This is a genomic window from Prauserella muralis (assembly GCF_003202285.1).
Lineage (GTDB): Bacteria > Actinomycetota > Actinomycetes > Mycobacteriales > Pseudonocardiaceae > Prauserella_B > Prauserella_B muralis.
Genome location: NZ_MASW01000002.1, coordinates 731,988 through 753,014, shown reverse-complemented (window position 1 = coordinate 753,014; position 21,027 = coordinate 731,988). Strand labels below are relative to the sequence as shown.

Genomic DNA, 21,027 nt, shown 5'->3' with positions numbered 1-21,027 from the left:
CCGAGTTCGCTCAGAGCATGAGAAGAGGAGATCACTTCTCCGAGTTCTGCGCCGTCTCCCGCGACTGCGCCGCCTCGTCCGTGACCTCGGTCTCAGCGCCCTCACCGGTCTCGTCCTGGGGGGTGCCCTCGGCCTCGGCCGCGGAACCCTCGTCCTCGGGGCCGAAGAGCTCCTCGAGGTCAACGGGCGAGCCCGACGCGTCGGTCACGGTGGCCTTGCGCACCACCGTGGCGAGTGCCTTGCCCCGCCGCACGTCGGCGAAGATGGCGCCGAGCTGGCCGGACTGCTGGGCCCGCTGCACGTACTCGTCGGGGCTGACGCCGAACCGCTGCGCCTGGTAGATGATGCGCTCGGTGAGCTCGCTGTCGCTCACCTGCACCTCCTGGTTGTCGGCGATGGTGTCCAGCAGCAGCTGGGTCCGCACCGACTTCTCCGCCTCCTGGCGGACCTCGTTCTCCCACTCCTCGGCGTTCTCGCCCTGCTCCTCCAGTGAGCGCTTGAAGGCGTCCTCGTCGTGGTCGAACGGGTGGATCGCGTCGTGCTTGCGGTTGGAGATCTCGGCCTCGAGCACCTTCTCGGGCAGCGGCACCTCGACGCGCTCGAGCAGCTCGTCGAGCACCTTGTCGCGGGCCTCGACGCCCTGCTGCATCCGCTTCATCCGGGTCAGCCGCTCGCGCAGGTCGGCCCTCAGCTCGTCGATGGTGTCGAACTCGCTGGCCATCTGCGCGAACTCGTCGTCGGCCTCGGGCAGCTCGCGCTGCTTGATGGAGTTGACCGTGACGGTCACCTCCGCGTCCTTGCCCGCGTACTCTCCCGCGACGAGCTTGGTGGTGAAGGTCCTGGTCTCACCCTCACCCGCACCGATGATCGCCTCGTCGATGCCGTCCACGAGCTGGCCGGAGCCGATCTCGTAGGACAGCCCCGTGGTGGAGGCGTCGGGGACCTCCTCGCCATCCACGGTCGCCGAGAGGTCGATGGAGACGAAGTCGCCGTTCTCGGCGGGGCGGTCGACGCCGGTCAGCGTGCCGAAGCGCGCGCGCAGCTCGTCGAGCTGCTCGTCGACCTCGGCGTCGGTGAGCTCGATGTCGCCCACGCTCACCGAGAGATCGGTCAGGTCGGGCAGGTCGATGTCCGGGCGGACGTCGACCTCGGCGCTGAACTCCAGCACCTCCCGGTCCTCCAGCTTGGTGACCTCGAAGTCGGGCTGGCCGAGCGTGCGGACGTCGCCGCTGCGCACCGCCTCCAGGTACTTGGCAGGGATGGCCTCGTTGACGACCTCGTCGAGCACCGGGGCACGGCCGATCCGGCTCTCGAGAACGCGGGCGGGGGCCTTGCCGGGCCGGAAGCCGGGGATCCGGACCTGCTGAGCGATCTTGCGATAGGCGCGGTCGAAGTTCGGTTTGAGCTCGTCGAACGGCACCTCGACATTGATCTTCACGCGCGTCGGGCTCAGCTGCTCGACGGTGCTCTTCAACGTTTTCTCCTCGCCGGGACAGTGTCGGTATCTGGATTCGGTCCGCCGGACCGCAGCTCGAGGCGGGGACCGAAGTCCGAGTCTAGGCCAGTGACGTGCCCGCTCGACCCCGGGTCCCCGCCCGGTCGCGGCCGCCACGGCGGCCGGTGTCACCCGGGTGGGTCTGCGGGCGGGCGGTCCACGACCGCGCCGGCGGAGCCCGGGCGTCAGGTCCCGCGCCGGGTTTCGGTCTCCTGGCCGGACGGCTCGTCCGCCGCCTCGCCGACGGGCGGGCCCGACCCGTTGCCGGTGTCCCCGCCGGTGGGCCGGCCCGGGTCGGCGTCGGGGTCGTAGTCCTCTTCGTACACGTCGGGGATGCCGTCGGCGTCGGCGTCGCGGGTCTCCTTCTCGTGGACCTGCCGGTAGACGCGGTTGCGCAGCCGCAGGATCACTGTGGCGACGAGCGCGGAGATGACCGAGCCCGTGAGCACGGCGAGCTTGACGTGCTCGTCGCGTTCCGTGCCCGCGCCGAAGGAGAGGTCGCCGACCAGCAACGACACCGTGAAGCCGATGCCGCCCAGCACCGCGAGGCCGAAGACGTCGACCCAGGCGATGTCGCCGTCCAGCTCGGCCTTGGTGAACTTGCCCATCAGGTAGGTCGCGCCGAAGATGCCGATCGCCTTGCCGAGGAACAGGCCCGCCACGATGCCGAGCGCCACCGGGTCGGCCAGCGCGCGGCCGAGCCCGTCGAGCCCGCCGAAGGCGACGCCCGCGGCCAGCAGGGCGAAGATCGGCACCGCGACACCCGAGGACACCGGCCGCCAGCGGTGCTCGAAGTGCTCGGCGAGGCCGACGCGCTCGCCGCGCCTGCGCAGCGCGGGGACCGCGAAGCCCAGCAGCACCCCGGCGACGGTGGCGTGCACTCCGGACGCGTGCACGAGGGCCCACGCGACGACACCGAGCGGGATGAGCACCCACCACGACCGCACGCGCCGCTGCACCAGCAGCGTGAACAGCCCGAGCGGCACCAGGGCGAGCAGCAGGGGCATTACCGAAAGCTCGTCGGTGTAGAAGACCGCGATGATGAGGATGGCGACCAGGTCGTCCACCACGGCGAGCGTGAGCAGGAACATGCGCAGCGCCGACGGCAGGAACCGGCCGATCACGGCGAGCACCGCCACCGCGAAGGCGATGTCGGTGGCGGTGGGGATCGCCCAGCCGCGTAGCGCCGACGGGTCGCCCAGATTGATCACCGTGTAGATCGCCGCGGGCATGACCACGCCACCCAGCGCGGCGACGACGGGCACGGCGGCGCGGCGGGGGTCGCGCAGGTCACCGGCGACGAACTCGCGTTTGAGCTCCAGTCCGACCACGAAGAAGAAGATGGCGAGCAGCCCGTCGGCCGCCCACTCCGAGATGGAGAGGTCGAGATGCAGGGCGTGCGGGCCGATGGTCAGCTCGCGCATCGACTCGTAGGCGCCCGACCACGGGGAGTTGGCCCAGACGAGGGCCACCACGGCACCGATCAGCAGCAGCATCCCGCCGACGGTCTCCTGCCGGAGGATGTCGGCGACCTGTTTCCACTCACCCCAGGACGATCTGCGAAAGAGCCGGAATTTCTCGGGAGTCGCAGTGCCCATGTCTGGAGTGGTCCCTCCCGCCTCGACGAGTGCTCCGGTCGGTTGAGTACCTCGGAAGTTTACCGGCAAGCTCCCGTGCTGATCGCGGTTCGTGATCGACTTCGCCCTCCGGCGCTCACTTGAGCTTGCGCAGCCACAGCCGCCAGATGAGGGCCGTGGGCACCACCACGGCCAGCACGATGCCGATGATCCCGAGCACGACGGAGGCCAGTTCGGCACCGACGGCGATCACCGCGAGCCCGATCACGAACGACGCCAGCATCGCGGCCACGGCGAGGGCGGCGCGGGGAAGCCCGAGCGGGCTCAGCTTCGCGAGCCGCTGCGCCAGCCGCGGGTCGTCCTCGGCGAGCCGGCGTTCGATCTCAGCCAGCTGCCGTTGCTCTTCGTCACGAAGCGCCATACCGGCATCACCAAGAACATTATGGGCCCGGCAGCGCCCGTTCGCCTAGTGTGAGTCCGCCCGGTTCATCCGCTTTGTCATCCTCGCCGGTCCCGGCCTTCACGGTGGGTGCGCGGTCCGGATACATTCCGGGCATGTCGGTACCGGCCGAGGAAGGCCAGGCCAGAGGCCCGCTGTGGTCGCGCAGGCTGCGCGACCCGGCCGCCGTGCTGGAAACGGCGCGGCACGTCGCCGAGGACCTGGCCGACGGCCTGGCCGGTCCCCGCGCCCGCGCCGCGGCCAGGGGGATCCGGCGGCTGCTCGCGGCCGACGGCGTGGGACTGGCCGACCTCTCCGGCGCGCTCGTGACGGCCGGGACGCTGCCGCGCGACGTGGACGCGGCGGCCATGGTCGAGGAGGTCCTGCACACCGAGAGCCGCTGCCGCCGCGCCGAGGTGGTGGCCGTGCCCCTGGTGGTGCACGACGAGCTGGCCGGCGCGCTCGTGGTGGCCGGCAGCACCCGCATGACCGCGCTGCACGAGGTGGCGGCCCTGCTCGTGGAGGCGCTGGAGCGGAGCAGGCTGGAGGAGTCGGCGGAACAGGCGGCCGAGGCGGAGCTGCGGGCGCTGCGGGCGGAGATCTCGCCGCATTTCGTCTACAACGCCCTGACGGTGATCGCGAGCCTGGTGCGCTCCGAGCCCGACCGCTCCCGTGAGCTGATGCTCGACTTCGCCGACTACATCCGCTACAGCCTGGCCAGCCACGGTGAGTACACGACCGTGGCCGACGAGTTCCACGCCATCGAGACCTATCTGGCGCTGCAGCGGGCCGTGCTGGGCGACCGGCTGCGGGTGCAGATCCGCGTCGCGCCGGAGGTGCTGGCGGTGGCGATCCCGTTCCTGGTGTTGCAGCCGATCGTGGAGAACGCCGTCCGGCACGGCATCGAGAGCCAGGCGGGCGGCGGCACGGTGCAGGTGCTCGGGGAGGCCGAGGGTGCCGACTGCGTGCTCAGCGTGGAGGACGACGGCGCGGGCATGGCACCGGAGAAGGCCGCGGCGTTGCTCGCGGGCGACGGCGCGTCCACGAGCATGGGTCTGGCGAACGTGGACCGGCGCCTGCGTAACGTGTACGGGCCATGGTTCGGCTTGGTCGTGGAGACGGCGGAAGGCGAGGGCACGCGCGTGATCGTCCGAGTGCCGAGGTTCCAGCCGGGGGTGGTCCCGTGAGGGACGCGGGGCTGCGGGTCCTGGCGGTCGACGACGTGCCCGCCGCGCTCGACGACCTGTGCGGGATGCTGCGCGAGGCGCCCGAGGTCGCCGACGTCACCGGAGCGGGCGACCCGCTGAGCGCGCTGAAGCTGATCCAGAACGGCGACTTCGACGCCGTGTTCCTGGACATCGCGATGCCCGGCCTCGACGGGCTGGAGCTCGGTTCGCTGCTGAACAAGCTGGCCTCGCCGCCGGTGCTGGTGTTCGTCACCGCCTACGACCAGCACGCCGTCGCCGCGTTCGGGCTCGGCGCCGTGGACTACCTGCTCAAGCCCGTGCGTCCCGAGCGGCTCGCGGACGCGCTGGCCAGGATCACCCGCATCGCGCCCTCGGAGCAGCCCGCCGGGCAGCCTGCCCGGCCTGCCGCGCCGCCGGACGCGATGGCGGCGCTGCCGGTCGAATCGGCGGGCCGCACGCGGTACGTGCGGCGCAGCGACGTCCGCTTCGTCGAGGCGCACGGCGACTACGTGCGCCTGCACGCCGGCTCGGGCGTGCACCTGGTGCGGATGCCGATCTCGCGGCTGGAGGAGTACTGGGAGAGCGCGGGGTTCGTGCGCACCCACCGGGGGTTCCTCGTGGCGCTCGGCGCGGTGCGGGAGCTGCGCAGCGACTCGGCGGGCGGGCTGCTCGCCCACACCGACCTCGGCGACGTCCCGGTGAGCAGGCGGCACGCGCGCGAGCTCCGGGAGCAGCTGTTGCGGGCGGCGCAGCGTGGCGAGTTCGAGCAGCAGGCGTGAGCGTGAGCACACAGCGCAGGGTCGCCGTCACCAGCCCGCAGACTCGGCTGGCGCACGCCCGCAGGCGCTACCGCGGCCCGTGGCGGCCGACCACATTGGACCCGGCCGAGGCGCCGCGCGCGTTCGCCCTGTACCGGGTGCAGCTGCGCAACGCGGTTCTGGCGCTGGTTCTGCTGTGCACACTCCTCGTCGGGCTGCCGCTGCTGCTCGCGGCGCTGCCGCAGCTCGACCGGCTGCGGCTGCTCGGCATCCCGGTGTCGTGGCTGGCGATCGTCGTGGTGCCGTTCCCGGCGATGGTGCTGCTGGCGTTCTGGCACCTGCGGCGGGTGGAACAGGCCGAGGACCGCGAATGATCGTGGCGTTCGCCGTCGCGCCGGTGGTGCTGGTGACGCTGCTGATCGGGCTGCGCGGTGTCGCGGCGATGCGCACCACCTCGGACTTCCTCGTGGCCTCCCGCCGGGTGTCGCCGTTGCTCAACTCCGCGGCGGTGTCCGGCGAGTACCTGTCGGCGGCGTCGTTTCTCGGCGTGGCGGGACTGGTGGTCAAGGACGGGGTCGGCTCGCTGTGGTACCCGGTGGGCTTCACCGCGGGCTACATCGCGATGCTGGCGCTGGTCGCCGCGCCGATGCGCCGCTCGGGTGCGCTGACCGTGCCCGACTTCGCCGAGGCGCGGCTGGCCTCCCCCGCCCTGCGCCGCCTGGCGGCGGTGGTGGTGCTGGTGATCGGCGCGCTGTACCTGGTGCCGCAGTTCCGCACGGCGGGGCTGGTGCTCAGCGTCGTCAGCGGCACGCCGTACTGGGTCGGCGTCGCGATCTCCGGCGCGGCGGTGAGCGCCACCCTCGCACTCGGCGGCATGCGCGCGGCCACGTACGTGCAGGCGTTCCAGTTCGTGTTCAAGCTGGTGCTGTTCATCGTCCCGGCGATCTGGCTGCTGATCCAGGCCGGGCCCGCCGTGCGCGACGCCGCCGTGCACCCGGTGGAGTTCACCCAGTTCGACCGGGACACCGAGGTGGTGTTCCGGGTGGGCGCGACCCTGGACGTGCCCGGCGGCGCGGAGGTGGTGGAGGCCGGCGGGTCGAGAAGGGCGCTGCCCGAGGGAGAGTGGCAGGTGCCCGCGGGCGCCACCGTCGAGTTCGCCGAGGGCAGCCGCGTGCCCACGCTGCGCGGGGAGATCCCGCCGGGCGGTTCCGGCTGGGAACGGCCGCTGCTCAACCTCCACGACGAGGGCCATCCCCTGCTGGGGACCTGGGCCGTGCTGATCGCCACCATGCTCGGCACCATGGGGCTGCCGCACGTGATCATGCGGTTCCACACCAGCCCGGACGGCCGCGCCGCCCGGCGCACCGCCGCGCTCACCGTCGGGCTGCTCGGCATCTTCTATCTCTTCCCCGGCATCTACGGGGTCCTGGGCAGGGTCCTCGTGCCACACCTGTACCTGTCCAGAGCCACCGACAGCGCGGTGGTGGCCCTGCCGGCGCAGGTCGACGACGGCACCGTGGGCTCGTTGTTCACCGGCCTGCTCACGGCCGGTGCGTTCGCCGCGTTCCTGGCGACCTCGCTCGGACTGCTGCTCGTGGTGTCGGGCGCGATCTCGCACGACCTGGTACCCGGCGGGCTACGGCAGCTGCGCGTCGCCGTGGTGGGCGCGGCGGTGACGGTGGTGCTGCTGGCGCTGCCTGCCGCGCGGTTCGACGCGGGCACGCTGGTGACCTGGGGTTTCACCGTGGCGGCCTCGACGTTCTGCCCGCTGCTGGTGCTCGGCATCTGGTGGTCGCGACTGACCGCGCCCGGTGCGCTGGCCGGGGTCGCGGCCGGCCTGGTGAGCTCGGCGGGGGCGTTCCTGGTCACCGTCGCCGATCCCCCCGTGCACGGCTGGCTGGCGATCCTGCTGGTGCAGCCCGCGCCGTGGTCGGTGCCGCTGGCGTTCGCGGTGATGGTCGTGGTCTCCCTGTTCGGCAGGCCCAAGCCGTGGGCGACCGCCGCCATGCTGCGGCTGCACCTGCACGAGCACCGCAGCTCACCGTTCGCGGATCGTTCGGGCGGCGGGCGTGACCTGGGCCACTCGTCGTGGTCGGCGCGCCGCTCGTCGGCCGTTCGTCGCATCACACGCCGGTTGGTCCGCTGACGATTCCGGCGTTTCGGCCTCCGTCCCTAGGGTGACGCGCAGCACTCCCCCCGTGCCTGTGACGAGGAGGTCACCGTGAGTACCACCGAGCCGTCGACCCATCCGCCCGGGCCGGACACCTGGGCGGAGGTCCACGACAGCGCGGAGTTCCGGCAGCTGCGCAAACGCCTGCGGGGCTTCGTGTTCCCCATGACCGTGCTCTTCCTCGCCTGGTACCTGCTGTACGTGGTACTGGCGGACTACGCGCACGGGTTCATGTCCACCAAGGTCATCGGCAACATCAACATCGGCCTCATCTTCGGGCTGCTGCAGTTCGTGTCCACGTTCGCCATCACCTGGCTGTACGTGCGCTACGCCAACCGCAAGCTCGACCCGATCGCGGACAAGATCCGTGAGGACATCGAAGGGGAGGCGCGATGAGCACGCTGGCGCAGGGTGTCGAGGGCGGCAGCCCCGTCCTCAACATCAGCATCTTCGCGATCTTCGTCGTGGCGACGCTCGTCATCGTCTTCCGGGCGTCCCGCAACACGAAGACCGCTTCCGACTACTACGCGGCAGGGCGTGCGTTCTCCGGGCCGCAGAACGGCACCGCCATCGCGGGCGACTACCTGTCGGCGGCGTCGTTCCTCGGCATCGCGGGCGCGATCGCCGTCTACGGCTACGACGGATTCCTCTACTCGATCGGGTTCCTCGTCGCCTGGCTGGTGGCGCTGCTGCTCGTGGCTGAGCTGCTGCGCAACACCGGCAAGTTCACGATGGGCGACGTCCTGGCCTTCCGCATGCGGCAGCGCCCCGTGCGCGCCGCGGCGGCGACGTCCACACTGGCCGTGTCGTTCTTCTACCTGCTGGCGCAGATGGCGGGCGCGGGCGGCCTGGTGTCGCTGCTGCTCGGCATCGACGCCGACGCGGGCCAGGCCGTCGTCATCGCCGTGGTCGGCATCGTGATGATCACCTACGTGCTGGTCGGCGGCATGAAGGGCACCACCTGGGTGCAGATCATCAAGGCAGGCCTGCTGATCGCGGGCGCCTTCGCGATGACCGTGTGGGTGCTGGGCCGCTACGGGCTCAACCTCTCGGAGCTGCTCGGTTCGGCGTCATCGGCGGCGGGTGGCAACGACGCGCTGCTCAACCCGGGCGAGCGCTATGGCGTCAGCGGCACCACCCAGCTCGACTTCCTGTCGCTGGGCGTCGCACTGGTGCTCGGCACCGCGGGCCTGCCGCACGTGCTCATGCGCTTCTACACGGTGCCCACGGCCAAGGAGGCCCGCCGCTCCGTCGTGTGGGCCATCGTCCTCATCGGACTGTTCTACCTGTTCACCCTGGTGCTGGGCTACGGTGCCGCGGCCATCGTCGGCTCCGACGCGATCAGCAACGCGCCGGGCGGGGAGAACTCGGCCGCGCCGCTGCTGGCCGAGGCGCTCGGCGGGCCGGTGCTGCTCGGCTTCATCGCGGCGGTGGCGTTTGCGACCATCCTCGCCGTGGTGGCCGGGCTGACGATCACCGCGTCGGCGTCGTTCGCGCACGACGTCTACGCCAACGTGATCAAGAAGGGCAAGGTGGACAGCAAGAACACCGAGGTGCGCGTCGCCCGGATCACCGCGTGCGTGATCGGTGCCGTGGCGATCGTCGGCGGCATCCTGGCCAAGGACCAGAACGTGGCGTTCCTGGTGGCCCTCGCCTTCGCGGTCGCGGCGTCGGCGAACCTGCCGACGATCCTGTACTCGCTGTTCTGGAAGCGGTTCAACACCTCGGGCGCGCTGTGGTCGATCTACGGCGGGCTGTCGGTGACGATCGTGCTCATCGTCTTCTCCCCCGCCGTGTCGGGCGGCGAGAAGGCGATGATCCCGGGCGTGGACTTCCACTGGTTCCCGCTGCAGAACCCGGGCCTGGTGTCGATTCCGGTGTCGTTCTTCCTGGGCTGGCTGGGCACGGTCCTGTCGAAGGAGCACCTGGAGGACAAGCACAAGGAGATGGAGGTGCGCTCGCTCACGGGAGCCGGGGCGGAGAAGGCCTCGGCACACTGAGTCCGCTCCCGCCCGAGGGGCCCCGGTCACGGCGATCGGGGCCCCTCGTCGTGGGCGGCGTTTCCCCGGCTCGGCGCGGTGGTAACCCACCCGAGTGAGCCGAGGAGGTCGTTATGTCGACTGGAGCAATCGTCACCATCGTGGTGCTGGCAGTCGTCCTCGTCGTGCTGCTGGCGCTCGTCGCGTGGCAGCACCGCAGGCGCACGCACCTGCGGGAACGGTTCGGGCCTGAGTACGACCGCGCGGTGGAGGACACCGGCTCGCGCCGCCACGCCGAGCGGGAGCTGGCACGCCGCGAGGCCGAGCACGAGGGTCTGGAGATCCGCCCGCTCACGGCCGAGTCGCGGGAGCGCTACCGGCAGAGCTGGGAGCTGGTGCAGCAGCAGTTCGTCGACCGGCCCGCCGAGGCGGTGGTGGACGCCGACCGGCTGCTGACGGCGCTGCTGGCCGAGCGCGGCTACCCGACCGGCGACCACGAGGAGCAGGCCGCCGCCCTGTCGGTGACCCACGCGCGCACGCTGCAGGACTATCGCGCGGCCCACGACGTCGTGCGACGGCACGGCAACGGGCAGGCGTCCACCGAGGACCTGCGCGAGGCGATGGTGCGCTACCGCGGGATCGTCGACGAGCTGCTGCGGGAGGAGCCCGAGCACGCGGGTCCCCGGCACCGGAAGAGCTGACGCGCACCGTCGGGGCCGGCGGCATACTCGACCGCATGGCCTACGACGTGACGGAGATCAGGAAACAGTTCCCGGCCCTCGACGAGCGCGTGGCCCATTTCGACGGACCCGGCGGATCCCAGGTGCCCGCGGCGGTGGCCGACGCGGTGGCGCGGACGTTGTGCTCCGGCGTCGCGAACCGGGGCGCCGTCACGGCGGCGGAGCGCAGGGCGGACGCGATCGTGGCCGACGCGCGGGCGGCAGCCGCCGATCTGGTGGGCGGCGTGCCGGAGGGCATCGTCTTCGGCCGCAGCATGACCCAGCTGACCTACGACTTCTCGCGGGCGCTCGCCAAGCAGTGGGAGCCCGGTGACGAGATCGTGGTGACGCGGCTGGACCACGACGCGAACATCCGGCCATGGGTGCAGGCCGCGCAGGCGCGTGGGGTGCGGGTGCGCTGGGCCGAGTTCGACCCCGCCACCGGTGAGCTGCCGGTGGAGGCGGTGCGTGACCTGCTGGGCGAGCGCACCCGGCTGGTGGCGGTGACGGCGGCCTCGAACCTGCTCGGCACCAGGCCCGACGTCCCGGCCATCACCGCGGCCGCGCACCAGGCAGGCGCGCTCTGTTACGTCGACGGCGTGCATCTGACCGCGCACACGCCGGTGGACGTCGGCGAGCTGGGCGCGGACTTCTACGCGTGCTCGCCGTACAAGTTCCTGGGCCCGCACCTCGGCCTGGTCGCCGCGAGCCCCGAGCTGCTGGAGACGGTGCGCCCGGACAAGCTGCTGCCCTCCACCGACGCCGTACCGGAACGTTTCGAGCTGGGCACGTTGCCGTACGAGCTGCTCGCGGGCACCACGGCGGCCGTCGACTTCCTGGCGGGCCTGGTGCCGGGCCCGGGTTCCCGGCGGGAGCGGCTGGGCGTGTCGATGCGGGCGCTGGAGGAGCACGAGGAGGGCCTGGCGCGGCGCCTGGAGGCGGGCCTGCGGGAGGTCGGGGGCGTGGTGCTCTACGGCGCGCCCCGCAGCCGCACCCCGACGGTGCTGTTCGCGGTGGAGGGCGTGCCGTCGCCGGCGGTGTACGCCAAGCTCGCCGAGCGTGGCATCAACGCCCCGGCGGGCAGCTTCTACGCGCTGGAGTGCTCGCGGTGGCTGGGCCTTGGCGACACGGGAGCCGTCCGGGCGGGCATCGCCCCGTACACGACGGAATCCGAAGTAGACGCCCTGGTGCGGGAGGTCGCGGCGCTCGCAGCCGCCTGACGCGCGCGCCGGCCACCGGCGTGTGGCCGTGCCGAAGGTGCCCTTGGGTACCTGGTGTGTACCCAAGGTGCCCTTCGGCTCGCCGCCGACAGCCCTCGCGCTGTCCCGCCAGCCGGCCACTCCCCCGAGGCCGGTGAAGTGGCCGGTCAGGGCCATCCGAGTCGGGGCGACAGGATTTGAACCTGCGACCCTTCGCTCCCAAAGCGAATGCGCTACCAAGCTGCGCCACGCCCCGTCTCACGCCACGCCGAGGTGGTGTGCGACCACCTTAGCGTGCCCCGGTACACTACCGGTGCGGCTGGTCACCAGTCGTACGCGGGCGTAGCTCAATGGTAGAGCCCCAGTCTTCCAAACTGGCTACGCGGGTTCGATTCCCGTCGCCCGCTCCACGACGTCCACGCACGTCAGAGGCGGTCTCCGGACGGCGGTTCCCGAGCATCGGGAGCCGCCCTTCGCCGTCTCGTGCCATGAGCGTGCCATTGACTCGCCTGCTGATCATCGTCGGACGCGCCTCCTTTCACCTGCGTGCCGCGGTGGAAGTTCCCGTAGCCGGCGAGTTGAGGACCGACAGCCGGTCCAGCTGAATCCGGTCGTTCTCGACCTTGTGAAGCCAGTCCTCAGTACGCCCGACCAGCTCACCAGCACGCGCTGCGAGAGTCCCGGCGACGCCGATACCAGGAGATCCGCTCGCGATGGTCAGCCGCGCTGTAGCACCCCCATATGTTTGCTTACAGCACACGGAAAACAATTCCGGGTCGCCCACAAATCATGCTTCGAGGTCGTCGGGAAGTAGACGGAATGCTGTGTGAACTCCGGCGATTGGTTGAGCAGTCCGAAAATGGCGGCGATCCAGCGTCAGTATCGCATCCGTGCTGTAGCGGGCGGCCAGTACGACGTTGGCGGCGTCGGTGAGTCCTAGTTCGAGAGAACGGTAACGTGAGCGGACGGCCTTGGCTTCGACAAGAAGGTCAGCGGTGATCTCTGCGATCTCGTAGTCGCGCTTGCGCGTTCTCGTGGCGAGGTTGTCAGAGACTGCCATCGCTGTGTCTTCCCCGAAATGCTTGGCGACCAGGTAATCCAGCTCGGCCAGCACCATGGGGGAGATCACGAGCAGACTCGCCCGCGCAATAGCTGTGCGGGCGGCATTGTGCTCCTTGTCATCGCGGTCGATGGCGGCCAGTAGTCCGGACGTGTCGGCGATGACGATCACGCAGTGCGTCCGAAGCCTTCGTCAAGCAGGTCGTCAACCCGGCTGGCTAGCTGGCCACCGCCGTGAACGGCAGGCAAATCGCACTCACCAATCGGCTCGCGATACCGAGCCAACACCAAATCAACGCCTTCCCGTAGCAGGTCGGCCTCGCTCCGGCCCAGCTTGCGGCTCGCGTCTTTGAGTCCGCTGAGCTGGTGATCTTGAAGGTACACGGCAGTCTGGCGCATGCACCTATTGTAAACGTATAGGTGAACGGCGTCGACCATGCGGTCCCGGTCACAGCGTCTCAGCCGCAGGTCAGGCAGTTGATCCAGCGTGCCCGCGCAGTCTTCCAAACTGGCTACGCGGGTTCGATTCCCGTCGCCCGCTCCACGACGTCCACGCACGTCAGAGGCGGTCTCCGGACGGCGGTTCCCGAGCATCGGGAGCCGCCGTTCGCCGTCTCGTGCCACGAACGGACCACTACCGGGCCGACGGCACCTCCGCCGCGAACGCCTCGCTGGGATTGGTGACGATCACCGAGGCGCCGTCAGGCGAGGTCTGCGCACCGGTCAGCCGGGGCAGACTCCCCAGCACGAACGGGAACGCGGAGAGCGGCATCAGCACGAAACCGGCGACGGCCACACCAGCCAGCCACGGCATGCCATCGGTGACCCCGGCCACGATCAGCGCGCCCGCGAACGCCGCCAGGCCACCGAAGAACAGAACCGACGCGACGGTCAGCCACCACGCCCTCGTCCGGGTGCATTTCCGGCACAGTGGCCACCCCTTGACGTCGGCGACGCGCACGTTCCTGCGGTGCTGATCGAGGCGTTCGGCCATCCCGAGAACGCCTCGGCCACCGACCTGCAGGAACCGGTTGCCTTTGATCTTCACCTTCGACTGGAGAACGAAGTCCTTCTGTCGGACCGCAGGCAGGCCGTGTCGCGAACAATGGCGCGGCAAGCTGCCCGGCCGGCCCACGAACTCGGCAGGCAACGTGACGACGCCATCGTGATGCGGCACTGGAGAACTCCTGTCACCATGACGGAACTCGGACGGAACCGAATTCTAGCCGCGCCCGTCCGATGTCCGGAGTTGATCGCTTCGGATGACGGAAAACGGGGAGGGACCATGGGGGGCTTCATTGCCGAGCCGCGGGTCATCTCGGCCTTCGGCGAAGAGCTGGACGGGCTCGTCGCCGAGGCGAACGCGGCGAAGGGCTACGCGGAGGACCACCTGAACCTCAGCGGCGGTGACGCCGGGATCTTCCAGACCATCGTGGGCGCGGTGACCGACGCGAGGAACGCGCTCACCGAGAACTACGAGCGGCTGGCAGGCATCGCGCAGGCCGCGGCATCCGAAGTGGACAAGGCGGCGATGATGTACGGCAACACCGACAAGGCCGAGGCCGAGCGCATGGACAGCACCTACCCCGAGGCGGGTGCGTGACATGGCCGACTCCCCTTCTTCCCAGCTGACGCCGCCGACCTCGTCGGACCCGGTCCCCGACCTGCTCGAAAGCGTCATCGGCGTCAGCCAGTACATCAGCGTGTCCTATTGGGTCGGTGAGGCGATCGGGCTGGTGACCGGCGTCAATCCCGGCGAATGGGTGGCCGAGAAGTTCGCGGGCGACTTCGAGGCCGTCCAGAAGGCCGGCATCGCCTGCGAGAACCTCGGTGCCTTCAACAGCGACTTCGCCAACGTCATCACGAGTGGCCTGACCACCGTGCGCGAGGGCTGGACCGGCAACGCCGCCGACACGGCAGTCGAGTACTTCACCCGTGTCGCCAACGCGATCGCGGACCAGGAAAGCACGCTGAACGCCATGGGACGGGAGCTCAAGCAGGCCGCCGTCGGCATGTACGAGACGGCGAACGCGGTCAAGGGCTTCATGGAGACGCTCTTCGACTACCTGATCGCGATCGGGATCGAACTCGCGGCCGCCGCCGCGAGCAGCTGGACCATCATCGGACCGATCCTGTCCGGAGCCGCCGCCGCGGTGACGATCAGCAAGGCGATCGGCACCTGGGGCAAGGTGCTCGACGCCCACACCGCCGCGTGGAACTCCGCGCAGGCCCTCGTCGGCGTCATGGCCGGCTATCTGAGCACGCTCAAGGACAACGACCTGCAGGCGTTGCCCGCGGGCAACTACGACCACCCTGGAGTCTGAGTTGAGCGGCAGCGAGCAGGAACCGACCCTCGACATCGCGCGCGGCGACGTGGCGCTGTCGAAGCACGTGAAGAACTCGCTCGGGGTGTTGCGCGACAAGGTCGACGACCCGGAGTTCGCCCGGCTCGTCGACGACGTCACGTCGGGACGGCGGAGCCTGCGCGACATGGTGCACACGCCCGCGTTCGCCCGCGTCCTGAATCCGCTCGCCGAACAGGGCGCCGAGACCTACCGCAATCTCTCGGAGGAGGAACGGGAGGAGCTCGCCAGGCAGGGCGAGGAGCAGTTCGAGCAGGTGCGCGCGGACGCCGAGACCCCGACGGCGGCACGGGGCGATGACGACGGCGACGACGAGGACTTCAGCGACCGCACCTGGATGCGCTGACACGGTTCCGGGCGAGACCCCCTCTCTCAGCGGGCCAGCAGGCCACGCGCCACCACATCGGTCGCCGTGTGCAGCAGGTCGCGTAGCTCGGATTCGGTGCGGCGCAGGCTGTCCGGCCGCCAGCCGAGGCTGATCACGCCGTTCCAGGACGCCCACAGGATCGTGGCCACCTGCTCGGGGTCGACCTCCCGCAGCGCACCGGCGGCGATGCCGCGTCGCAGCGCGTCCACGAGCCGCCGGTTCTGCTCGTCGACCGAGCGCGCCAGCCGTTCCGCGAGCTCCTGGCCCGCCGCGTACTGACCGGGTGCGCTCGGAAACGCCAGCATCCGGAAGTACTCCGGGTAGGCCAGGTAGAAGCCCAGGTACTCCTCCGCCGCGGCATACAACTGCTCGACCGGCGACCGGTCGGCCGTGTACGCGCGGTCCATGTGGTCGCGGTCGGCGCCCAGCGCCCGCTCCACCACGGCGGCGTGCAGTCCCGCCTTGGAGCCGAAGTGGTTGTAGATCGAGCCGACCGCCACCCCCGCCCGCGAGGCGATCTCGTCCACCGTCGTCTCGTCGACACCACGGGCCGCGAAGGTCTCCTCCGCCGCATGCAGCAGGGCGTCGATCGTGCGCCGCTTCCGCGGATCCATACCGGCCATTGTTGCCATCGTTGCAAGAACCGCCCGTGCCCGCTACCGTGCCCGGCATACTTTTTGCAACGGTTGCAATAGTTGGCCAACGGAGGTCGTGACCGATGAACGACTGGCGAGACACACGCCTCGGTGAGCCGCGCGAGGTGCGGCTGCCCTCCGGCACCGTGCGCTACCACGACCGTGGCAGCGGCCCGATCATCGTGTTCGCCCACGGCTACCTGGTGAACGCGAACCTGTGGCGCAAGGTCGTTCCGGCGCTGGCGCAGGACTTCCGGTGCATCGCACCCGACCTGCCTCTCGGGTCGCACACCGTGCCGATGCGCCGCGACGCCGACCTGTCGCCGCCGGGCATCGCCCGTGTGCTCGCGGACCTGCTCGAGGCGCTCGACCTGCGGGACGTGACGCTGGTCGGCAACGACTCCGGCGGCGCCTACAGCCAGCTCGTGGCGGTGCACCACCCCGAGCGGCTGGGCAGGCTCGTGCTCAGCTCGTGCGAGACGCCGGAGGACACCTGGCCGCCGACACCAGGCGGTTTCGGGCTGCTGAAGGCGACCGCAGCCAACCCGCTGACCTACCGCGCGCTCTACCAGGTGCTGCGGGTTCCGCGCACGTGGCGCTGGCACAACACCTACGGCTGGCTGGCGAAGTACCCGATCGAGGCCGAGGCGATGAACAGCTACGTGCGGCCGGTGATCGACCGGGCGGACATCCGGGTCGACGGCCGCAAGGCCATCGGCGCGGTGTCCGAGCGCTACGTCCAGGACGCGGCACATCGGCTCGTCCGCGAGGCCCCGGTGCCGATCCACTTCGTCTGGGCCGCCGAGGATCGCGTGTTCCCCCTCGACCACGCGCGGCGCTACGCAGCCGATCTCGACGCGAAACTGCACACCGTCGCCGACTCCTACACCTACGTCAGCGAGGACCAGCCGGAGGCCACTGCGAGGCTCATCGCCTCCTGCGCCACCGCCTGACGGCTACTCGCCCAGCGCCACCGCACGCGAGCGGAGGTAGCGCTGCTCCGGCACGCTGAGGGTGCGCCGCGCCGCACGCAGGTAGGCCTCGCGCGCGGCCGTGCGGTCACCCACCAGCTCGAGCAGGTGAGCCCGCACCGCGTCCACACGGTGATGCCCGGCGAGCGCCTCCTCGGCCTCCACCTCGCGCAGCAACCGCAGCCCCTCCTCCGCGCCGTGCACCATGGCCACGGCGACGACCCGGTTGAGCGTGACCATCGGGCCCGGCGCGGTCAGGCGCAGCAGGTCGTACAGGGCCAGGATCTGCGGCCAGTCCGTGTCTTCGGCCCGCGGCGCCTCGGCGTGCACGGCGGCGATGGCCGCCTGCAGCTGGTAGGGCCCCACCGGGCCGGACGCCAGCGTCCGCTCCACCAGTGCGAGCCCCTCGTCGATGGCGTTCCGGTCCCACCGGCCGCGGTCCTGCTCGGCGAGCGGCACGAGCGCGCCGTCGTCGCGGGTCCGCGCCGCCCGGCGCGCGTCGGTGAGCAGCATGAGCGCGAGCAGGCCCGCCGCCTCGCCGTCCTCGGGTACCGCCGCGTGCAGTTGCCGCGCGAGCCGGACGGCCTCGGCGACGAGGTCGGTCCGCACCAGCTCGGCCCCCGAGCTCGCCGTGTACCCCTCGTTGAACACGAGATAGAGCACCTGGAGCACACCGGCGATCCGCCGCGGCCGGTCCTCGGCCGAGGGCAACCGGAACCGCGCGCCGCTCGCCGTGATCCGCTGCTTGGCCCGGCTGATGCGCTGGCCGATGGTCGCCTCGGGTACCAGGTAGGCCCGCGCGATCTCGGCCGTGGTCAGGCCACCGACCGCCCGCAGCGTCAACGCCACCTGCGAGGCCGGTGTCAGCGACGGGTGGCAGCAGAGCAGCAGCAGCGTCAGCGAGTCGTCCGCGGACGGCTGCTGCTCGCCCGGCGGCGGTTCCCGCTGCGCGGTGCCGGCCTCCCGGCGCCGCCGTGCGGCGTCGCTGCGCACCATCTCGATGAGCCGCCGGGAGGCGACCGTGACCAGCCACCCGCGCGGGTTCTCCGGCACGCCCTCGTCCGGCCACTGCTGCGCGGCCGCCAGCAGCGCCTCCTGCACGGCGTCCTCGCTGCTGTCGAAGTCACCGTAACGCCGGACGAGCCGGGTGAGCACCTGCGGCGCCAGCTCCCGCAGCAGGCCCTCGACCGCCGCGCCCCCACTCACATCTCCAGCCCGCTGAACGTGCGGACGGGCCGCACCTCGATCACACCCGCCTCCGCCTCCGGAATCCGGGCGGCGATCTCGGTGGCGCGCTCGAGGCTGCCGCACTCGACGAGGTAGAAGCCCGCCAGCTGCTCCTTGGTCTCGGCGAACGGGCCGTCGGTGGCCGAGATCTGCCCGCCGCGCACGGTCACCTGCCGGGCGAGTGACGGATCGGCCAGCGACTCCGACACGATCATCTCCCCCGACGCCGCCAGCTCCTCGTTCAGTGCCGCGTAGGCCCGCAGGCCCTGCGCCTGCTCGGCCTCGGGCAACTGCTCCCACAGTCGCCGCGCGTCCGGGTTCGTGTAGATCAGCACCAGGTACTTCACGCGTGCCTCCAAAGTTTTCCGGCTTCTTCTCACCCGCGATGTCGAAACCGGCGCCGCAGCTTCTACCTCGTCGTGAACCGAGGAGGACATGATGATCGCAGCCGAACGGGATCCCGCGCAGCGCCGTCCGGGACTTCGCCGGGCCACCGGCCGGGACTACGCCGCATGGTTCGCCGTGCTCGACGAGTGGGGCGCGCCGGGCCGCCCGTTCCGGGAGATCGCAGGCTGGCTGCGCGCCGAGCACGGCATGAGTGCCTGGTGGGCGCAGAAGCTGATCGTTGAGTACGAGCAGGCCAGAGGACTGCGCCCGGCGGGCGTGCGGCCGGACGGCACGTTCACCGTCGGCAGCAGCGCGACGATGAGCGTGCCGGTGGAGCGGCTCTACGCCGCGGTCGTGCGCCCCGGAACGCGCGAACGCTGGCTGCCCGGCATCGCCCTGCGGGAGCGGACCGCGCGGCCGCACCGGTCGGTGCGCTTCGACTGGGCCGCCGACGGCAGCCGGGTCAGCGTCACGTTCGAGGCCGTCGGCGCGGGCCGGAGCCGCGTCGCGGTGGAACACGAGCACCTGCCGGACCCCGCCACCGCCGAGCGTCTCAAGGCGTTCTGGCGGGAGCGCCTGAGCGCCCTGCGGACCGACCTGGAAGACCAGAAGAGACAGGAGAGCTGACCATGACGCAGCAGACCGACAAGACCAACAAGACCGACACCGCCATCGGCATGATCCGCACCGTGGGCGTTCCGGTGAGCGACCAGGACCGGGCGCTGGCCTTCTACACCGGCGCGCTCGGCTTCGAGCCGGTCGTCGACGTGCCGATGGCGCAGCTGGGCGGGCGCTGGATCGAGGTGCGCCCGCCCGGCTCGCCGGTCAGCGTCGCGTTGAGCCCGGCACCCGGACGCGGAGCGGCCGGCGTGGACACGGGCATCCGGTTCACCACCGCCGACGCGACGGCGTTGCACGCGCGGCTGTCGGAGCAGGACGTGGACGTCGACGAGCTGCTGCGGTGGGAGGGCGTGCCGCCGATGTTCGGCTTCCGCGACCCGGACGGCAACGTGCTCTACGTCGTCGAGGACCGGTGACGCGCTGACCGGGCGGGCGAGACGGCTAGGTGGTGACCTGCCGCGCCGTGGCCATGGCCCGCTCGGTCTCCCAGAACGCCCGCATCGACACGATCCGGCCGTCCTCGCCGACCTTGTAGACGAACACGCCGTCGGTGTCGACGCGGTAGCCGCCGGGCAGGTAGGTGGTGATCGTGCCGACGTTGGCCACCTCGTCACCCGCGGCGTGGGAGTCGCGGATGACGAACTCGAACCGTTCGACGTTGGCGATGGTCTTGTCCCAGAACGCGGAGATCCCCTCGCTGCCGTGGTGGCCCTTGCCCTCCTCGTCGAACATCGAAGGGCCCACCGGGTCCTCGATGACACCGTCGGGATGGAACAGCGCGAGCCAGCCCGGCTTGTCCCCCGCGATCACCGCGTTCATCGACCGCCAGGCCGCCTGCCGCGCGGGCGGCTGCTCCGCGGCCGGGTCCCAGCACACCGTCACGCTCACGATCGGCCCTCCTCGAACCTGGTGATGATCTCGTCGGCGAACCTGGCGATCGAGTCCTTCTTGACGCTCACCGGGGCGTCGAAGCCGTGGCCGTCGAACACCCAGGGCACGGTGATCACGTCGGTGACGCCGACGTCGGCCTGCTCGCGGTAGCCGTCGAGCCCGAACCGGTCGACGCACACGGCCTGGATCTCGAACGGCTCGGCCTCGCGCCCGTACTCGGCGCGCAGGTCGCGCAGCCGCTGGATCGTCGAGCGCAGGTCGTCGAACTTCATCATCGCCGACGCCCAGCCGTCGCCCACCCGCACGGCCCTGCGCAACGCCACCTCGGTGTGCCCGCCGATGTAGAACGGCACGCGCTCGCGGGGCGCGGGGCTCATCCGCAGCTTGCCGAAGTCGAAGAACCGGCCGTGGTACTCGACCATGCCGCCGCCCAGGATGAGCCGCAGCACCTCGATGGCCTCGTCCACCCGCTTGCCGCGCTGCTCGTACGGCGCGCCGCACCACCGGAACTCCTCCGGCGACCAGCCCACGCCGAGCCCGAGCCCGAACCGGTCACCGGTGAGGGCGGCGACCGAGCCCACCTGCCGGGCCAGCAGCACCGGGTTGCGGGAACCGAGCTTGAGCACCGAGGTGTAGAAGCGGATCCGGCTGGTCACCGCGCCCATGGCGGCCGAAGCGACCAGCGGGTCGGCCCACGGGGTCTCCTCGTCCCAGAACCGGCTCCCGTCCGGCGTGTACGGATAGTCGGCGGTCACCGTCTCCGAGTAGAACAGCGAGTCGGGCAGCGCGATCGCGTCGAAGCCGCACTCCTCCGCCGCGGCGGCGAGCTCGGTGAGCTGGTCGAGCGGGCTGAGCGCGACGGACAGGGTGAACTTCATGGCGCCGAACTATAACGTGTTCTAGTTTTTCTGGCCAGGGCCACGTCGGCGGTGACGGAGACCACCCCGCCAGGGTGATGCGCACCACCGAATAGCACACATCGC

Annotated in this window: 25 protein-coding genes and 2 tRNA genes; 15 read left to right on the top strand and 12 right to left on the bottom strand. The window is 71.0% G+C overall.

What is annotated here, in order from left to right:
- Nucleotides 1-31: 31 nt before the first annotated feature.
- The 3 genes from tig to BAY60_RS14725 all read right to left on the bottom strand — a co-directional run bounded on the left by tig (nt 32) and on the right by BAY60_RS14725 (nt 3,493).
- Nucleotides 32-1,474, bottom strand: a complete 1,443-nt coding sequence (gene tig, locus BAY60_RS14735; protein ID WP_112281493.1) for a trigger factor — start codon at nt 1,472-1,474, stop codon at nt 32-34.
- Nucleotides 1,475-1,680: 206 nt separating this feature from the next.
- A complete protein-coding gene (gene nhaA, locus BAY60_RS14730) occupies nt 1,681-3,093 on the bottom strand; it encodes a Na+/H+ antiporter NhaA (RefSeq protein WP_112281492.1) in 1,413 nt (470 codons plus the stop codon).
- 115 nt (nt 3,094-3,208) lie between these two features.
- Nucleotides 3,209-3,493 (bottom strand): DUF3040 domain-containing protein, encoded by a 285-nt coding sequence (locus tag BAY60_RS14725; RefSeq protein WP_112281491.1) that lies wholly within the window; start codon nt 3,491-3,493, stop codon nt 3,209-3,211.
- A gap of 134 nt (nt 3,494-3,627) precedes the next feature.
- On the opposite strand from BAY60_RS14725, the gene BAY60_RS14720 reads away from it, so the two are divergent.
- The 8 genes from BAY60_RS14720 (at nt 3,628) to BAY60_RS14685 (ending at nt 11,544) form a co-directional block, all read left to right on the top strand.
- Nucleotides 3,628-4,698, top strand: coding sequence for a sensor histidine kinase (locus tag BAY60_RS14720; RefSeq protein ID WP_112281490.1), 1,071 nt, complete (start codon nt 3,628-3,630; stop codon nt 4,696-4,698).
- Entirely contained in the window at nt 4,695-5,477 is a 783-nt protein-coding gene (locus tag BAY60_RS14715; RefSeq protein ID WP_281272718.1) for a LytR/AlgR family response regulator transcription factor, read from the top strand. The genes BAY60_RS14720 and BAY60_RS14715 overlap by 4 nt, the downstream gene beginning before the upstream one ends.
- A gap of 2 nt (nt 5,478-5,479) precedes the next feature.
- Nucleotides 5,480-5,830: a hypothetical protein gene (locus tag BAY60_RS14710; protein WP_112281488.1), complete on the top strand. Its 351-nt coding sequence runs from the start codon at nt 5,480-5,482 to the stop codon at nt 5,828-5,830.
- Nucleotides 5,827-7,602 (top strand): sodium/solute symporter, encoded by a 1,776-nt coding sequence (locus BAY60_RS14705; RefSeq protein WP_112281487.1) that lies wholly within the window; start codon nt 5,827-5,829, stop codon nt 7,600-7,602. Before BAY60_RS14710 ends, BAY60_RS14705 begins: the two co-directional genes overlap by 4 nt.
- Nucleotides 7,603-7,677: 75 nt before the next feature.
- Complete coding sequence (locus BAY60_RS14700) at nt 7,678-8,022, top strand: DUF485 domain-containing protein (RefSeq protein WP_112281486.1); 345 nt, start codon at nt 7,678-7,680, stop codon at nt 8,020-8,022.
- Nucleotides 8,019-9,626, top strand: coding sequence for a solute symporter family protein (locus BAY60_RS14695; RefSeq protein WP_112281485.1), 1,608 nt, complete (start codon nt 8,019-8,021; stop codon nt 9,624-9,626). The genes BAY60_RS14700 and BAY60_RS14695 overlap by 4 nt, the downstream gene beginning before the upstream one ends.
- Before the next feature lie 113 nt (nt 9,627-9,739).
- Entirely contained in the window at nt 9,740-10,306 is a 567-nt protein-coding gene (locus tag BAY60_RS14690) for a hypothetical protein (RefSeq protein WP_112281484.1), read from the top strand.
- A 35-nt stretch (nt 10,307-10,341) separates the two neighbouring features.
- Complete coding sequence (locus tag BAY60_RS14685) at nt 10,342-11,544, top strand: cysteine desulfurase-like protein (protein WP_112281483.1); 1,203 nt, start codon at nt 10,342-10,344, stop codon at nt 11,542-11,544.
- A 161-nt stretch (nt 11,545-11,705) separates the two neighbouring features.
- Here the strand turns inward: BAY60_RS14685 and BAY60_RS14680 are convergent.
- Nucleotides 11,706-11,779, bottom strand: a tRNA-Pro gene (locus BAY60_RS14680).
- Between the two features lie 80 nt (nt 11,780-11,859).
- Between BAY60_RS14680 and BAY60_RS14675 the strand changes: the two genes are divergently transcribed.
- A tRNA-Gly gene (locus BAY60_RS14675) sits at nt 11,860-11,933 on the top strand.
- A 377-nt stretch (nt 11,934-12,310) separates the two neighbouring features.
- On the opposite strand, the gene BAY60_RS14670 is transcribed toward BAY60_RS14675, so the two are convergent.
- The 3 genes from BAY60_RS14670 to BAY60_RS14660 all read right to left on the bottom strand — a co-directional run bounded on the left by BAY60_RS14670 (nt 12,311) and on the right by BAY60_RS14660 (nt 13,576).
- Complete coding sequence (locus tag BAY60_RS14670; protein WP_112281482.1) at nt 12,311-12,754, bottom strand: PIN domain-containing protein; 444 nt, start codon at nt 12,752-12,754, stop codon at nt 12,311-12,313.
- Nucleotides 12,751-12,981 (bottom strand): ribbon-helix-helix domain-containing protein, encoded by a 231-nt coding sequence (locus tag BAY60_RS37150; RefSeq protein ID WP_170160415.1) that lies wholly within the window; start codon nt 12,979-12,981, stop codon nt 12,751-12,753. The genes BAY60_RS14670 and BAY60_RS37150 overlap by 4 nt, the downstream gene beginning before the upstream one ends.
- A gap of 235 nt (nt 12,982-13,216) precedes the next feature.
- On the bottom strand, nt 13,217-13,576 hold the full coding sequence (locus BAY60_RS14660) for a hypothetical protein (protein ID WP_245992503.1): 360 nt from the start codon (nt 13,574-13,576) through the stop codon (nt 13,217-13,219).
- Here BAY60_RS14660 and BAY60_RS37885 point away from each other — a divergent pair.
- The 3 genes from BAY60_RS37885 to BAY60_RS14645 are packed head-to-tail and all read left to right on the top strand — an operon-like array spanning nt 13,553 to nt 15,291.
- On the top strand, nt 13,553-14,185 hold the full coding sequence (locus BAY60_RS37885; RefSeq protein WP_245992502.1) for a type VII secretion target: 633 nt from the start codon (nt 13,553-13,555) through the stop codon (nt 14,183-14,185). The genes BAY60_RS14660 and BAY60_RS37885 overlap by 24 nt on opposite strands.
- Nucleotide 14,186: 1 nt before the next feature.
- Nucleotides 14,187-14,906, top strand: coding sequence for a WXG100 family type VII secretion target (locus BAY60_RS14650; RefSeq protein ID WP_112281478.1), 720 nt, complete (start codon nt 14,187-14,189; stop codon nt 14,904-14,906).
- A gap of 1 nt (nt 14,907) precedes the next feature.
- On the top strand, nt 14,908-15,291 hold the full coding sequence (locus BAY60_RS14645; RefSeq protein ID WP_112281477.1) for a hypothetical protein: 384 nt from the start codon (nt 14,908-14,910) through the stop codon (nt 15,289-15,291).
- Nucleotides 15,292-15,317: 26 nt separating this feature from the next.
- Here the strand turns inward: BAY60_RS14645 and BAY60_RS14640 are convergent, their stop codons facing one another.
- Nucleotides 15,318-15,926 carry a TetR/AcrR family transcriptional regulator gene (locus BAY60_RS14640; protein WP_112281476.1) on the bottom strand — a complete coding sequence of 203 codons (609 nt, stop codon included), beginning with the start codon at nt 15,924-15,926 and terminating at the stop codon, nt 15,318-15,320.
- Nucleotides 15,927-16,030: 104 nt separating this feature from the next.
- On the opposite strand from BAY60_RS14640, the gene BAY60_RS14635 reads away from it, so the two are divergent.
- Entirely contained in the window at nt 16,031-16,900 is an 870-nt protein-coding gene (locus BAY60_RS14635; protein ID WP_112281475.1) for an alpha/beta fold hydrolase, read from the top strand.
- Between the two features lie 3 nt (nt 16,901-16,903).
- Here the strand turns inward: BAY60_RS14635 and BAY60_RS14630 are convergent, their stop codons facing one another.
- The gene (locus tag BAY60_RS14630) at nt 16,904-18,124 is read right to left on the bottom strand and encodes an RNA polymerase sigma factor (protein ID WP_112281474.1); all 1,221 of its coding nucleotides are present in this window, start codon (nt 18,122-18,124) and stop codon (nt 16,904-16,906) included.
- Complete coding sequence (locus BAY60_RS14625; protein ID WP_112281473.1) at nt 18,121-18,492, bottom strand: YciI family protein; 372 nt, start codon at nt 18,490-18,492, stop codon at nt 18,121-18,123. Before BAY60_RS14625 ends, BAY60_RS14630 begins: the two co-directional genes overlap by 4 nt.
- Nucleotides 18,493-18,583: 91 nt before the next feature.
- On the opposite strand from BAY60_RS14625, the gene BAY60_RS14620 reads away from it, so the two are divergent.
- The gene (locus tag BAY60_RS14620) at nt 18,584-19,159 is read left to right on the top strand and encodes a DUF4287 domain-containing protein (RefSeq protein WP_170160414.1); all 576 of its coding nucleotides are present in this window, start codon (nt 18,584-18,586) and stop codon (nt 19,157-19,159) included.
- Nucleotides 19,160-19,161: 2 nt separating this feature from the next.
- On the top strand, nt 19,162-19,569 hold the full coding sequence (locus tag BAY60_RS14615; RefSeq protein WP_211330327.1) for a VOC family protein: 408 nt from the start codon (nt 19,162-19,164) through the stop codon (nt 19,567-19,569).
- A 25-nt stretch (nt 19,570-19,594) separates the two neighbouring features.
- Here BAY60_RS14615 and BAY60_RS14610 read toward each other — a convergent pair whose 3' ends face one another.
- Nucleotides 19,595-20,041, bottom strand: coding sequence for a nuclear transport factor 2 family protein (locus tag BAY60_RS14610; RefSeq protein WP_170160413.1), 447 nt, complete (start codon nt 20,039-20,041; stop codon nt 19,595-19,597).
- The gene (locus BAY60_RS14605) at nt 20,038-20,922 is read right to left on the bottom strand and encodes a TIGR03619 family F420-dependent LLM class oxidoreductase (protein WP_112281471.1); all 885 of its coding nucleotides are present in this window, start codon (nt 20,920-20,922) and stop codon (nt 20,038-20,040) included. The genes BAY60_RS14610 and BAY60_RS14605 overlap by 4 nt, the downstream gene beginning before the upstream one ends.
- Nucleotides 20,923-21,027 lie beyond the last annotated feature (105 nt).

Coding starts and splice junctions, on each gene's coding strand:
- nhaA (WP_112281492.1), bottom strand. CDS start 3,093: ATGGGCACTGCGACTCCCGAGAAATTCCGGCTCTTTCGCAGATCGTCC.
- BAY60_RS14725 (WP_112281491.1), bottom strand. CDS start 3,493: ATGGCGCTTCGTGACGAAGAGCAACGGCAGCTGGCTGAGATCGAACGC.
- BAY60_RS14720 (WP_112281490.1), top strand. CDS start 3,628: ATGTCGGTACCGGCCGAGGAAGGCCAGGCCAGAGGCCCGCTGTGGTCG.
- BAY60_RS14705 (WP_112281487.1), top strand. CDS start 5,827: ATGATCGTGGCGTTCGCCGTCGCGCCGGTGGTGCTGGTGACGCTGCTG.
- BAY60_RS14695 (WP_112281485.1), top strand. CDS start 8,019: ATGAGCACGCTGGCGCAGGGTGTCGAGGGCGGCAGCCCCGTCCTCAAC.
- BAY60_RS14690 (WP_112281484.1), top strand. CDS start 9,740: ATGTCGACTGGAGCAATCGTCACCATCGTGGTGCTGGCAGTCGTCCTC.
- BAY60_RS14685 (WP_112281483.1), top strand. CDS start 10,342: ATGGCCTACGACGTGACGGAGATCAGGAAACAGTTCCCGGCCCTCGAC.
- BAY60_RS37150 (WP_170160415.1), bottom strand. CDS start 12,981: ATGCGCCAGACTGCCGTGTACCTTCAAGATCACCAGCTCAGCGGACTC.
- BAY60_RS14660 (WP_245992503.1), bottom strand. CDS start 13,576: ATGGCCGAACGCCTCGATCAGCACCGCAGGAACGTGCGCGTCGCCGAC.
- BAY60_RS14650 (WP_112281478.1), top strand. CDS start 14,187: ATGGCCGACTCCCCTTCTTCCCAGCTGACGCCGCCGACCTCGTCGGAC.
- BAY60_RS14640 (WP_112281476.1), bottom strand. CDS start 15,926: ATGGATCCGCGGAAGCGGCGCACGATCGACGCCCTGCTGCATGCGGCG.
- BAY60_RS14635 (WP_112281475.1), top strand. CDS start 16,031: ATGAACGACTGGCGAGACACACGCCTCGGTGAGCCGCGCGAGGTGCGG.
- BAY60_RS14620 (WP_170160414.1), top strand. CDS start 18,584: ATGATCGCAGCCGAACGGGATCCCGCGCAGCGCCGTCCGGGACTTCGC.
- BAY60_RS14615 (WP_211330327.1), top strand. CDS start 19,162: ATGACGCAGCAGACCGACAAGACCAACAAGACCGACACCGCCATCGGC.
- BAY60_RS14605 (WP_112281471.1), bottom strand. CDS start 20,922: ATGAAGTTCACCCTGTCCGTCGCGCTCAGCCCGCTCGACCAGCTCACC.